We start from the raw sequence: 12,140 nt of genomic DNA on the forward strand, positions 1-12,140 counted from the left end.
GGAGAGACAGCATGGCTCAGAGACAGTCGATCTTCGGCCGCATCGCGCAGCTCGCGAAGGCCAACATCAACGCGCTCCTCGATCAGGCCGAGGACCCGCAGAAGATGCTCGACCAGATGGTGCGCGACTACACCGACAGCATCCGCGACGCCGAGGCCGCCATCGCGCAGACGATCGGCAACCTGCGGCTGCTCGAGGACGACTACCGCGAGGACGTCCGGAACGCCGACGAGTGGGGCGGCAAGGCCCTCGCCGCGAGCCGCAAGGCGGACGAGCTGCGCGCCGCCGGCACGACGGCCGACGCCGACAAGTTCGATGCGCTGGCCAAGGTCGCGCTGCAGCGCCAGATCCAGTCGGAGAAGGAGGCGAAGGACGCCGAGCCGACCATCGCCTCGCAGACCGAGGTGGTCGACAAGCTCAAGTCCGGTCTCGATCAGATGCGCGAGAAGCTGCAGCAGCTCTCCGCCAAGCGCGACGAGCTGATCGCGCGCTCGAAGACGGTCGAGGCCCAGAGCCAGGTCCAGGACGCGATCAAGAGCATCGACATCATGGATCCGACCAGCGAGGTCAGCCGCTTCGAGCAGAAGATCCGCCGCGAGGAGGCTCGCGTGCGCGGCGCGGAGGAGCTCGCCTCGTCGAGCCTCGACGCGCAGTTCGAGTCGCTCGAGGACCTGGGCGAGATGACCGAGGTCGAGGCGCGGCTGGCCGCCCTCAAGTCGCCCCGCGCGCAGGACTCGATCGGTTCCTGACCTCGTCCGCGTCCGCCTCCGACGGGGCGGGAAGTCAACCCCCGTCGGAGGCACACGGCCCTGTCGCGCCGTGGCGGACCGCCGTCGCGGGGCGCTGGAGGCTCCGAGAACGCCGCGCCGCGCGAAGGCTGGCAATCACCCTGATGCGCGCGGGACCGCCAACCCCCTACTCTTCCAAGAGACCCCTGACACTGGTCGATTCATACTGCGACCGGCATATATCGGCGCGGTGAACCAGGAGCGGACCGGGCCCAGCCGGGGATCGCTCGCCGAGAGGCCGCCGGGATCGGCGGCCGCCCCGAAGAGCGAGGCGCTTATGAGCACCCCCGTCACCCTGACCGATGGAACCGAGGCCGCACGGCCCCGCGTCGTCCGCACCCGCCCCCGCACCGACGGCCGCGTGAACCCCACGACCGAGTACTCCGGCCTCCTCAGCACCGTGCGCGACGCCGGTCTGCTGCGCCGCCGCACCGGCTTCTACTACCTCATGTTCTCGGCGCTGGTGCTGGCCACCGGCGGCATCGTCACCGGCTTCGTCCTGCTGGGCGACTCCTGGTTCCAGCTGCTGCTCGCCGCCGCGCTCGGCATCGTGCTCACGCAGTTCGCCTTCCTCGCCCACGAGGCCTCGCACCGCCAGGTATTCGAGTCGGGCAGGGCCAACGACGTCGCAGGACGCACGCTCGCCAACCTGTTCGTCGGCATCAGCTACTCGTGGTGGATGACCAAGCACAGCCGTCACCACGCCAACCCGAACGTGCTCGGCAAGGATCCCGACATCGAGCGCGACGTCGTCTCGTTCACCCCCGAGGACGCGGCCCGCTCGCGCGGCGCCTACGCCTGGCTGACGCGCCGCCAGGGCTACGCCTTCTTCCCGCTCCTCCTGCTCGAGGGCATCAACCTGCACCTGCACGGCTTCCGCACCGTCTTCGGCCGCGGCAAGGTCGACAAGCGCTGGGTCGAGATCACCATGCTGGTCACCCGCGTCGGCCTCTACCTCGCCGTCATCTTCTGGGCGCTGCCGCTCGGCATGGCCTTCGCGTTCCTCGGCGTGCAGATGGGCGTCTTCGGCCTCTACATGGGCGCCTCGTTCGCGCCGAACCACAAGGGCATGCCGCTGCTGCCCAAGGAGGCGCGCGTCGACTTCCTCCGCCGCCAGGTCCTCACCTCGCGCAACATCCGCAGCAACTGGGTCACCGACCTCTACATGGGCGGCCTCAACTACCAGGTCGAGCACCACCTGTTCCCGAACATGCCCCGCCCGGCGCTGCGCCGCGCGCAGGTCATCGCCAAGGAGTACTGCACCACCCACCAGATCCCCTACACCGAGACCACGCTCCGCGAGTCGTACGCGATCGTGATCCGCTACCTCAACAACGTCGGCCTGTCGGCCGGCGGCGACCCGTTCGACTGCCCGGCGGCCTCGGCCTACGGACGCTGAGTCCGGCTGCACCGCCACGAGGAAGGCCCTTCCGCTCCGCACAGGAGAGGGAGGGCCTTCCTCGTGCAACGGGTCGGGTCAGGAGGAGGCCCCGACGATGCCGACTCGTCGTCTTCGGGCGAACGCAAGGGGGGTGCGCCGCCCCGGATGTCGACCTAGCGTGAAGACCATGAGCACTTCAGACAACGACATCGAGCCCACCCTCGTCGACCCCGCCGGAACCCCCGCTTCGAGCGACCCGTCGACCGCCGGCCTCGACGAGGTGGGCGGCGCCGCCTCGGGACAGTCCGCCGCCGGGGACGACCAGTCCGCCGCCGGAGTCGACGGCAACGGCGACGAGCTGAACCCGCCCCTCCCCGACTGGGGACCCACCGACGGCGTCCATGGCACCGACGCCGAGACCGACGACTCGGGCACCGCCACGCCCTGACGACGCACACCCGAGGGACCTCTCCAGCCGCTCGGCGAGCACGCCGAGCCCGACACGGAGAGGTCCCTCCGTGTTCGCCGGAGGGTCGCCGGCGCGCCACGACGACGGCCCTACACTGGCGCAATGCAGTCGAATGAACGCGCGCTCCGTGTGATCTCGTACAACCTCCGCGAGCACCGGGCGCACGTCGAGATCGCTCCCCTGGCCGCGCGCCACGACGTCGACGTCCTCTGCCTCCAGGAGTGCGACACCACGAAGCTCCCGCAGGAGGTGGGCGACCTGCGCCTCGCCTCCGTGACCGCGCGCAACCGCCTCGGCCTCGCCGTCTACTACTCGCACGCTCGCTTCGAGCTCGAGGGCAGCGCCGCCTTCGAGCTGAGCAAGTCGATGCACGACCGCGTGATGTCGCCCGCGCACGAGCGGCTCCTCGCGGTCCGCCTGACCGACCGCGACGGCGGATCGATCGCCGTCTCGTCGTTCCACGCCGCCCCGCTCTCGGCGGGCAACGCCCTTCGCCGGAAGCAGATCGACGAGGCTCTCAACCGCCTCCGCGAGTACGCACCCGACACCCCGTCGCTCATGGTCGGCGACTACAACTACCCCTGGTTCTTCCGCGGACTCGACCGCAAGATGACGCGGAACGGCTACCTGGTCTCGCGCAGCGACTCCCCCACCTACGCGCGCTACCGGTACTTCAGCGGGCACTTCGACTTCGCGATCAGCGACTCCGTGCGCATCGAGCGGGTCTCGACACTGCCCCAGGGCCTCTCGGACCACCTCCCCGTGCTCGTCGACGCGCACTACGGCGGCTCCGCGGCCTGACCCGGCGGACGCCCGGCTGCCGGTCGGTAGGCTCAGGGGGTGACGACCCTGATCCTCGCCCGGCACGGAGAGACTGTCTGGCACTCCGAGAACCGCTTCGCGGGCTCCTCCGACATCGCACTGACCCCCCGCGGTCAGGACCAGGCGGCCACGCTCGCAGCGTGGGCCGTCGACGCGGACCTCGAGGCGGTGTACTCCTCCACCCTGGTCCGGGCGGTGCGGACGGCCGTGCCCGCCGCGCGGGCGGCGCACCTCGAAGTGCAGCCCGACCCCGCGCTCGTCGAGGTCGACTTCGGCCAGGGAGAGGGCCTCACCACTGCCGAGATGGAGAAGCGCTTCCCGGACGCCTACCGCGCCTGGGTCGCGGCCCCCGCCATCCAGCCGATGCCCGGCGGCGAGTCGGGTCTCGACGCCGTCGCGCGGGCCAACACGTCGCTCGCACGGATCCACCGCGAGCACCCCGACGGCCGCGTGCTCGTCGTCGCCCACGGCACGCTGATCCGGCTGCTGCTCTGCGCGTACCTCGGCATCAACCCGGAGTCGTACCGGCACATCTTCCCGGTCGTCGACAACGTCTCGCTGACCACTCTGCGCTGGGACGAGACCGGGGTCGGCCTGCTCGGCTACAACGTCCCGCCCGTGCAGAAGCAGCGGCGCTCCAGCTGAACGCCGCCAGGCGCGCGCCGCAGGGCGCGGGCTCCATCGCCCTCGTCCTCGGCTCGGTCGCGAGCGTGCAGCTGGGCGCCTCGTTCGCGGTGCTGCTGTTCCCCGCGGCCGGCCCGATCGGCACGGTGACCCTGCGGCTCGTGTTCTCGGCCGCCGTGCTCCTGATCGTGTGCCGACCGCGGATCCGCGGCTACTCGCGCGCCGACTGGGGCACCGTCGCGATCTACGGACTCGCCCTCGGCGGCATGAACGCCTGCTACTACGAGGCCATCTCGCGGATCCCGCAGGGGGCGGCGGTGACGCTCGAGGTCCTCGGCCCGCTCGCGCTCTCGGTGATCGCCGGGCGGAGTCTGCTGAGCCTCGTCTGGGCACTGCTCGCGCTCGCCGGCGTCGTCACGCTGTCGCAGGGCGGGTTCTCGACGCTCGACCCGGTCGGAGTCGCCTTCGCACTCGGCGCCGCGGCGCTCTGGGCGACGTACATCGTCTTCGCGGGGCGCACGGGCGGACGCTTCCCGCGCCTGGACGGCCTGGCGCTCGCCCTCGCGGCGGGCGCGATCGTCTCGCTGCCGTTCGGGATCGCCTCCGCGGGCCCGGCCCTCGTGCTGCCGCCCGTGCTGCTGCTCGGACTCGCGGTCGCCGTGCTCTCCTCCGCCGTCCCCTATGCGCTCGAGCTGCTCGCCCTGCGGCGCCTGCGCTCGTCGACGTTCTCGATCCTGATGTCGCTCTCCCCCGGAGCGGCCGCGCTCTCGGGCTTCCTCGTGCTGGGCCAGCGCCTCAGCGTCGTCGAGGCGATCGGCATCGCCCTGGTCGTGGCCGCCAGCGTCGGCGCGGTCCGCACGGCCCGCCCCTGACCCGGCTCACCGGGAGTGACGGGTCGACGACATCGGGACCAATTCTTTTGTTAGGCTAACTATGTGGATACGGAGACGACAGCGGACGAGACGGCGCTGACCGGGCTCGCGGGCGAGACCCGCGTCGCGGTCGGGCGGCTCGCGCGTCGGCTCCGGCAGGAGAAGGCGCAGCACGAGCTGAGCGACGCGCAGTTCGGCGTCCTCGCGCTGCTGCACCGCGAAGGACCGAGGACGCTCGGCGAGCTCGCCGAGGCCGAGCGGGTCCGCCCGCCCTCGATGACCCGCACCGTCGGCTGCCTCGTCGACGACGGCCTGGTCGAGCGCCTCGCCGATCCGGCCGACGGCCGCGTCACGCGCATCCGCCCTACGGCGGCAGGGACCGAGCTCGTCCTCGACGTCCGCCGCAGCCGCGACGCGTGGCTGGTGGCGCGCCTGCGCGAGCTCTCCCCCGACCAGCGCGCCCTGCTGCACGACGCCGCCGCACTGCTGCGGGAGGTGGCCGACCGATGAGCGCGATGTTCCGCTCGCTCGCGGTGCCCAACTACCGCATCTGGTTCGCGGGCGCGATGGTCTCGAACGTCGGCACCTGGATGCAGCGCACCGCCCAGGACTGGATCGTCATCAACGACCTGACCGACCACGACGCGACGGCCCTCGGCGTGACGATGGCGCTGCAGTTCGGCCCGCAGCTGCTGATGGTGCCCTTCTCGGGCTTCATCGCCGACCGCTTCGACCGCCGCAGGCTCCTGATGGCGACCCAGGCGGTGATGGGCGTGCTCGGCCTCGCCCTCGGCCTCATCGTCGTCACCGGGGTCGTGCAGCTCTGGATGGTCTACGTCTTCGCTCTGCTGCTCGGCTTCGCCGCCGCGATCGACGCCCCCGTCCGCCAGACCTTCGTCTCGGCGCTCGTCGACGAGAGCCACCTCTCGAACGCCGTGTCGCTCAACTCCGCCTCGTTCAACTCCGCGCGGATGATCGGGCCGGCCCTCGCGGGCGTGCTCATCGCCGCGATCGGGTCGGGCTGGGTCTTCCTCCTCAACGCCGTCAGCTTCCTGGCGGTGCTGCTCTCGCTGCGCTTCCTGCACCGCGACCAGCTGCGCTCGGCACCCCGGGCGACCCGCGGACCCGGTGCGCTGCTCGAGGGCTTCCGCTACGTCTCGACGCGCCCCGACATCCTGGTGGTGCTCTCGATCGTCTTCCTGATCGGCACCTTCGGCCTCAACTTCCCGATCTTCGCCTCGACGATGGCCACCGTGGAGTTCGACATGGGGGCGAGCGAGTTCGGCCTGCTGTCGTCGGCGATCGCCGTCGGCTCCGTCGTCGGCGCGCTGCTGTCGGCCCGCCGCGACCGGCCGAGGCTCCGCCTGATCGTGGGTGCCGCCGCCGCGTTCGGCGTCGCGCTCGCACTCGCCGGCGTGATGCCGACCGTATGGGCCTTCGCGATCCTCCTGCCGTTCGTCGGCATCGCCGCGCAGACGCTGATGACCTCGGCCAACGGCTACGTGCAGCTCTCGACGGCGCCCGAGATGCGCGGCCGGGTGATGGCGCTCTACATGGCGATCTTCATGGGCGGCACCCCGATCGGCGCTCCCCTGATCGGCTGGGTCGCGAACGCCGCGGGACCGCGCTGGGCCATGGTGGTCGGCGCCGCCTCCGGAGTGCTCGCCGCCGCGATCGGGCTCGGCTGGTACCTGCGCCTCCGCCGCCGCGCCGGGAAGGCCGCCGCGGAGCCTCAGCCGGCTCTCGTGACGGCCCCCGTGCTCACGCCTCGCGCGTGATCTCGACCCGCACGAACAGCTTCGACGAGGTCGGCCCGGCGTACACCCCGCGCAGCGGCGCGATGTCGTTGTAGTCGCGCCCCCGCCCGACGATCACGTGGCGGTCGCCGATGTCGATCAGGTTGGTCGGGTCGTAGCCGCGCCACGTGCCTCCGCAGAACCACTCGACCCAGGCGTGCGACTCGCCGGTCACGGTCTCGCCGATCGCCGCGTTCGGCTTGGGGTGCAGGTAGCCCGAGACGTAGCGCGCCGGGATCCCGACCGCGCGGAGCGCCCCGAGCAGGATGTGCGTGATGTCCTGGCAGACGCCCTCGCGGGCGGTCCACGACTCCGTCGCCGTCGAGTGCACGCCGGTGACGCCCTGCCGGTACGTCATCTCGCGGCCGATGCGCTCGGCGATGGTCAGAGCCGCCTCGCAGGGGCCGGCCGCCTCGTCGGCGAGCGTGCGGGCCAGCTCGACGAGGTCCTCGGGAGGCGAGGTGCGGGTGGTCTGCTTCGACTGCTCGACGTACTCGGTGAGGGTCTCGACCTGCGCGGCGAGCTGCTCCCAGCCGTAGGGGTGGTCGGGGTGGGCCTTCGGCCGCACCTCGACGAGCGAGGTCGCGGTGAGCGAGAGCTCCTGGTGCGCGTTGAGCACGTCGAACGACGCGACGCGGGTGCCCCAGTAGTCGGTGTAGGTGTGCACCGAGGTGACGGGGCGGATGTCGAGGTGCGACGAGAGCACGAGCTGCCCGTCGGAGGACGCCGGGAGCATCCGCGCCTCGTTGTACGACGCGACGACGTCGCCCCGGTAGGTGAATCCCGTGGTGTGCGTGATGCGCAGCCTGCTCACAGCGCCTCCCCGATCCAGCTCGGCATGACGTTCGTGGGGAAGTAGCGCTGCCGGATCGCCTCGGACGCCGCCGAGGTCGCCTCCTGCACGCTGTCCATGTGCCGCGGGAGGTCCTCGAGGATCTCGGCGATCGGCCGGTACTCGAGCTCGCTGCGGATCTGGCCGAGCACCCGCTGGGCGTCGCCGGTGTGGCCGACGCGGCCGGTGCGCGGCTCGATGTCGCGCATGCACATCTCGGCCCGCGAGACCGAGAAGAGGATCGACCGCGGGAAGAGGCGGTCCAGGAGGAGGAACTCGGCCGCGTTGCGCGCGCTCGGCACGCCGCGGTAGGTGCGCAGGTAGGCCTCGTAGGCGCCGCACGAGCGGAGGATCGTCGTCCAGGACGGACCGCTCGCCTCGGTCAGCGAGCGGGTGGCGAGCAGCCGCGCGGTCATGTCGGCGCGCTCGATCGAGCGGCCGAGCGTGAAGAACTGCCAGGCCTCGTCGCGCGAGGTCGCCGACTCGATGATGCCGACGGCGAGCGCCGAGCGCTCGCGCACCCAGCCGAAGAACTCCGACACCCGGTCGCCCGTGACCCGGCGCGGCATGCGCGTGCGGGTCGTGTTCAGGCACTCCCACAGCTCGGTCGACACGATCTCGCGGGCGCGCCGGGCGTTCTCGCGGGCGGCGCCGAGCGAGTAGGCGATGGAGGCGGGGTTCGTGCGGTCGATCGCGAGGATCGTCAGCACGTCGGCGCGGGTGATCTCGCGCATGTCGTCGGGAGGGGTCGAGCCCATCACCGAGAGCAGCGAGCGGCAGGCGGTGTCCTCGTCGATCCACGGGTCCTCGAGCAGGAGCTGGAGGTGGACGTCGAGGATGCGCGCGGTGCCGTCCGAGCGCTCGATGTAGCGGCCGATCCAGAACAGCGACTCGGCGATCCGGGAGAGCATCAGGCGTCCTCCTCCGCTGCCGCACGACCCTGCTGCTGCTGCTGCTGCTCCTGGTCGTTGTTGCCGGCGTCCTGCGGCGAGTGGTCGGGCGTGTGGTTGAGCGGGTAGACGATCGGGATCGAGCTGGTGACGGCGGCCTGGTCGGCGACGAGGCCCTGGATGTCGTGCGCGTCGCGCTCGGCCGTCTGCGACTCGAGTCCGACGACCCAGGTGTCCTTCGACCCGCCGCCCTGCGACGAGTTGACGACGAGCTGACCCTCCGGGAGCGCCACGCGGGTCAGCCCGCCGGGCAGCACCCAGATGTCGTTCCCGTCGTTGACCGCGAAGGGGCGGAGGTCGGCGTGACGCGGCCGCATCCCGTCGTCGACGAGGGTCGGGATGGTCGAGAGCTGCACGACCGGCTGCGCGATCCAGCCGCGCGGATCGGCCTGGAGGCGCGAGCGCAGCTCGGCGAGCTCCTTCGCCGACGCGTCCGGGCCGACGACGAGGCCCTTGCCGCCCGAGCCGTCGACGGGCTTCACGACGAGCTCGTCGAGCCGGTCGAGCACCTCCTCGAGCGCACCCGGATCCTCGAGGCGCCAGGTGTCGACGTTCTTGATCACCGGGTCCTCGGAGAGGTAGTAGCGGATGAGGTCGGGCATGTAGGTGTAGACGAGCTTGTCGTCGGCGACGCCGTTGCCGACCGCGTTCGCGATGGTGACGTTGCCCAGGCGCGCGGCGAGCATGAGGCCGGGCGAGCCGAGCATCGAGTCGGCGCGGAACTGCAGCGGGTCGAGGAACTCGTCGTCGACGCGGCGGTAGATGACGTCGACGCGGGTCGGGCCGGAGGTGGTGCGCATGAACACCTTGCCGCCGGTGCAGAACAGGTCGCGGCCCTCGACGAGCTCGACGCCCATCAGGCGGGCGAGCAGCGTGTGCTCGAAGTAGGCCGAGTTGTAGACACCCGGAGTGAGCACGACGACCGTGGGGTCGTCGACGCCCTCGGGGGCGGAGGCGCGCAGGGCCTGCAGGAGCCGGTTCGGGTAGTCGCCGACCGGGCGCACCCGCATCGAGACGAACAGCTCGGGCAGGGTCTGCGCCATCACCCGGCGGTTCGAGATCACGTACGAGACACCGGAGGGGACCCGCACGTTGTCCTCGAGCACGCGCCAGCCGCCGACCTCGTCGCGGATGAGGTCGATGCCCGACACCTGGATCCGGACGCCGTTGGCCGAGACGATGCCCGCGGCCTGGCGGTGGAAGTGGCTGGAGCTCGAGATGAGACCGGCGGGGATCACTCCGTCCTTGACCGCGTTCTGCGGACCGTAGACGTCGGCGAGGAACGCCTCGAGGGCGCGGACGCGCTGCTTGATGCCGCTCTGCACCTCGTTCCACTCGGCGCTCTCGATGACGCGCGGCACGGCGTCGAGCGGGAAGGGCCGCTCCTCGCCCGCGAAGTCGAAGGTCACGCCCTGCGCGAGATAGGAGGAGGCGAGCGCGTCGGTGCGGCCGCGCAGCTCCTCCTGGGTCATCCGCGCCAACGAGGAGTAGATGTCGCGGTAGGCGTCGCGGACGCCGTCGGGGCCGCCGGCCGCCGCGACATCGGCGAACATCTCGTCCCAGGGTGGCGCGCCTGCACGGCGCCGCTCGACCTTCTGGGACCCGTATCCGTCGAAGAGGTCACCCATGGCACGACTCTAGTGCGGGCCGTATTGCGGGGATGTTTCGGGGGTTCGCCGGGCCCCTCGGCACCCGTGGGAATAGATCCGGCGCCGTCTGGTTGAATGGGGATGTACATGCAAACGCATGGATCAGGTCTCGCCAGGACGGGGCCACGGAGAGAAGGAGCGCCTGATGCAGTTCGGCATCTTCACGGTCAGCGACATCACCACCGACCCCACGAACGGGAACACACCGACCGAGTCGGAGAAGATCGCGGCCACCCTCGCGATCGCGGAGAAGGCCGAGGAGATCGGCCTCGACGTCTTCGCCCTCGGCGAGCACCACAACCCGCCGTTCTGGTCGTCCTCACCGACGACCACCCTCGCCTACATCGCCGCGCGCACCGAGCGCCTCCTCCTCACCACGGCCATGGCGCTCATCACGACCAACGACCCGGTGAAGCTCGCCGAGGACTACGCGATGCTGCAGCACCTGTCCGGCGGCCGCGTCGACCTCATGCTCGGCCGTGGCAACACCGGCCCCGTCTACCCGTGGTTCGGCAAGGACATCCGCCGCGGGATCGAGCTGACGATCGAGAACTACGACCTGCTGCACCGCCTCTGGACCGAGGACTTCGTCGACTGGGAGGGCCAGTTCCGCACCCCGCTGCAAGGCTTCCAGTCGACCCCGCGCCCGCTCGACGGCGTCGCGCCGTTCGTCTGGCACGGCTCCATCCGCTCGCCCCAGATCGCCGAGCAGGCCGCGTACTACGGCGACGGCTTCTTCGCGAACCACATCTTCTGGCCCGCCTCGCACACCCAGAAGATGGTGCAGCTCTACCGCCAGCGCTTCGAGCACTACGGCCACGGCAGCGCCGACCAGGCCATCGTCGGACTCGGCGGGCAGATCTTCATGGCGAAGAACTCGCAGGACGCCGTCAAGCAGTTCCGCCCCTACTTCGACAACGCCCCGGTCTACGGCCACGGCCCCTCGCTCGAGGACTTCACCGAGCAGACGCCGCTCACCGTCGGCTCCCCGCAGCAGATCATCGACCGCACCCTCGGCTTCCGCGAGTACGTCGGCGACTACCAGCGCCAGCTGTTCCTCATCGACCACGCGGGTCTGCCGCTGAAGACGGTGCTCGAGCAGATGGACATGCTCGGCGAGATCCTCCCCGAGCTCCGCCGCGGCTTCGCCGAGGGCCGCCCGGCCCACGTGCCGGACGCCCCCACCCACACCTCGCTCGTCGCCGCCCGCGACCAGCAGCCCGTCGCCGTCACCGCCTAGGAGGCGCCCCATGAGCATCCGCCGACTCACCGTCCTCTCGGCCGGCCTCAGCCAGCCGTCGTCCACCCGCCTCCTCGCCGACCGCCTCGGCGACGCGACCGAGGCCGCGCTCGTCGAGCAGGGCCACTCCGTCGAGCGCAGCGTGATCGAGCTGCGCGACCTCGCGCACGACGTCACGAACAACCTCCTGACCGGGTTCGCGAGCCCGGCGCTGCAGACCGCGCTCGACGCGGTCGCCGGCGCCGACGGCCTCATCGCCGTGACGCCGATCTTCACCACCAGCTACAGCGGCCTCTTCAAGTCGTTCGTCGACGTGCTCGACACGGAGGCGCTCCGCTCGCTCCCCGTGCTGCTCGCGGCCACGGGCGGGTCGCCCCGGCACTCGCTCGCGGTCGACTACGCGATGCGGCCGCTGTTCAGCTATCTGCACGCGGCTCCCCTCTCGACCTCGGTCTTCGCGGCCACGGACGACTGGGGCGGGACGACCGAGGACGGCCGGGCCCTGCCCGCCCGCATCGAGCGCGCCGGCCGCGAGCTGGCCGACGAGGCCGCCCGCTCGACGCGCTCGGGCGCGGTGCGCGACCCGTGGGCGCTCGACGGCACCTTCGAGGGGATGCTGGGCAAGCGCGGCTGATCGTCCGCTTCTCTCACAGGAACCGGCATTCGTCCAGTAGCGGTGCCGGCTCCTCCCCTCGGGCTAGCCTCCCTCCGGGGAGT

13 protein-coding genes are annotated in these 12,140 nt (G+C 71.3%); 10 read left to right on the plus strand and 3 right to left on the minus strand.

The window, feature by feature from the left end; translation table 11 throughout:
* Positions 1 to 11: 11 nt before the first annotated feature.
* The 8 genes from GSU68_RS14175 (at position 12) to GSU68_RS14210 (ending at position 6,734) form a co-directional block, all read left to right on the plus strand.
* Positions 12 to 749, plus strand: a complete 738-nt coding sequence (locus GSU68_RS14175) for a PspA/IM30 family protein (protein WP_159909337.1) — start codon at positions 12 to 14, stop codon at positions 747 to 749.
* Between the two features lie 316 nt (positions 750 to 1,065).
* Complete coding sequence (locus tag GSU68_RS14180) at positions 1,066 to 2,187, plus strand: acyl-CoA desaturase (protein ID WP_159909338.1); 1,122 nt, start codon at positions 1,066 to 1,068, stop codon at positions 2,185 to 2,187.
* A 169-nt stretch (positions 2,188 to 2,356) separates the two neighbouring features.
* Positions 2,357 to 2,617: a hypothetical protein gene (locus GSU68_RS14185; protein ID WP_159909339.1), complete on the plus strand. Its 261-nt coding sequence runs from the start codon at positions 2,357 to 2,359 to the stop codon at positions 2,615 to 2,617.
* 123 nt (positions 2,618 to 2,740) lie between these two features.
* Entirely contained in the window at positions 2,741 to 3,439 is a 699-nt protein-coding gene (locus tag GSU68_RS14190) for an endonuclease/exonuclease/phosphatase family protein (RefSeq protein ID WP_159909340.1), read from the plus strand.
* A gap of 39 nt (positions 3,440 to 3,478) precedes the next feature.
* Positions 3,479 to 4,105 (plus strand): histidine phosphatase family protein, encoded by a 627-nt coding sequence (locus GSU68_RS14195; protein WP_159909341.1) that lies wholly within the window; start codon positions 3,479 to 3,481, stop codon positions 4,103 to 4,105.
* A 65-nt stretch (positions 4,106 to 4,170) separates the two neighbouring features.
* Positions 4,171 to 4,956: an EamA family transporter gene (locus GSU68_RS14200; RefSeq protein WP_244259287.1), complete on the plus strand. Its 786-nt coding sequence runs from the start codon at positions 4,171 to 4,173 to the stop codon at positions 4,954 to 4,956.
* A gap of 63 nt (positions 4,957 to 5,019) precedes the next feature.
* Positions 5,020 to 5,466, plus strand: coding sequence for a MarR family transcriptional regulator (locus GSU68_RS14205; protein WP_244259288.1), 447 nt, complete (start codon positions 5,020 to 5,022; stop codon positions 5,464 to 5,466).
* Complete coding sequence (locus GSU68_RS14210; protein WP_159909342.1) at positions 5,463 to 6,734, plus strand: MFS transporter; 1,272 nt, start codon at positions 5,463 to 5,465, stop codon at positions 6,732 to 6,734. The genes GSU68_RS14205 and GSU68_RS14210 overlap by 4 nt, the downstream gene beginning before the upstream one ends.
* Here GSU68_RS14210 and GSU68_RS14215 read toward each other — a convergent pair.
* From GSU68_RS14215 to GSU68_RS14225, 3 genes are read right to left on the minus strand one after another with little or no spacing between them, the layout of a single operon-like run.
* Complete coding sequence (locus tag GSU68_RS14215; RefSeq protein ID WP_159909343.1) at positions 6,718 to 7,566, minus strand: transglutaminase family protein; 849 nt, start codon at positions 7,564 to 7,566, stop codon at positions 6,718 to 6,720. The two genes, GSU68_RS14210 and GSU68_RS14215, sit on opposite strands and share 17 nt — an antisense overlap.
* Positions 7,563 to 8,495, minus strand: a complete 933-nt coding sequence (locus GSU68_RS14220) for an alpha-E domain-containing protein (protein ID WP_159909344.1) — start codon at positions 8,493 to 8,495, stop codon at positions 7,563 to 7,565. Before GSU68_RS14220 ends, GSU68_RS14215 begins: the two co-directional genes overlap by 4 nt.
* Positions 8,495 to 10,162: a circularly permuted type 2 ATP-grasp protein gene (locus GSU68_RS14225; protein WP_159909345.1), complete on the minus strand. Its 1,668-nt coding sequence runs from the start codon at positions 10,160 to 10,162 to the stop codon at positions 8,495 to 8,497. The genes GSU68_RS14220 and GSU68_RS14225 overlap by 1 nt, the downstream gene beginning before the upstream one ends.
* Positions 10,163 to 10,328: 166 nt before the next feature.
* Between GSU68_RS14225 and GSU68_RS14230 the strand changes: the two genes are divergently transcribed.
* Together GSU68_RS14230 and GSU68_RS14235 are read left to right on the plus strand one after the other, a co-directional pair.
* A complete protein-coding gene (locus tag GSU68_RS14230) occupies positions 10,329 to 11,423 on the plus strand; it encodes an LLM class flavin-dependent oxidoreductase (protein WP_159909346.1) in 1,095 nt (364 codons plus the stop codon).
* Positions 11,424 to 11,433: 10 nt separating this feature from the next.
* Positions 11,434 to 12,057 carry an FMN reductase gene (locus GSU68_RS14235; protein WP_159909347.1) on the plus strand — a complete coding sequence of 208 codons (624 nt, stop codon included), beginning with the start codon at positions 11,434 to 11,436 and terminating at the stop codon, positions 12,055 to 12,057.
* Positions 12,058 to 12,140 lie beyond the last annotated feature (83 nt).

Origin of the sequence: Rathayibacter sp. VKM Ac-2759 (assembly GCF_009834225.1) — a bacterium.
Taxonomy (GTDB): domain Bacteria; phylum Actinomycetota; class Actinomycetes; order Actinomycetales; family Microbacteriaceae; genus Rathayibacter.

Bases quoted from the DNA above. Each gene is read 5' to 3' on its own strand.
- GSU68_RS14175 (WP_159909337.1), top strand. From the start codon at position 12: ATGGCTCAGAGACAGTCGATCTTCGGCCGCATCGCGCAGCTCGCGAAG.
- GSU68_RS14180 (WP_159909338.1), top strand. From the start codon at position 1,066: ATGAGCACCCCCGTCACCCTGACCGATGGAACCGAGGCCGCACGGCCC.
- GSU68_RS14185 (WP_159909339.1), top strand. From the start codon at position 2,357: ATGAGCACTTCAGACAACGACATCGAGCCCACCCTCGTCGACCCCGCC.
- GSU68_RS14190 (WP_159909340.1), top strand. From the start codon at position 2,741: ATGCAGTCGAATGAACGCGCGCTCCGTGTGATCTCGTACAACCTCCGC.
- GSU68_RS14210 (WP_159909342.1), top strand. From the start codon at position 5,463: ATGAGCGCGATGTTCCGCTCGCTCGCGGTGCCCAACTACCGCATCTGG.
- GSU68_RS14220 (WP_159909344.1), bottom strand. From the start codon at position 8,495: ATGCTCTCCCGGATCGCCGAGTCGCTGTTCTGGATCGGCCGCTACATC.
- GSU68_RS14225 (WP_159909345.1), bottom strand. From the start codon at position 10,162: ATGGGTGACCTCTTCGACGGATACGGGTCCCAGAAGGTCGAGCGGCGC.
- GSU68_RS14230 (WP_159909346.1), top strand. From the start codon at position 10,329: ATGCAGTTCGGCATCTTCACGGTCAGCGACATCACCACCGACCCCACG.
- GSU68_RS14235 (WP_159909347.1), top strand. From the start codon at position 11,434: ATGAGCATCCGCCGACTCACCGTCCTCTCGGCCGGCCTCAGCCAGCCG.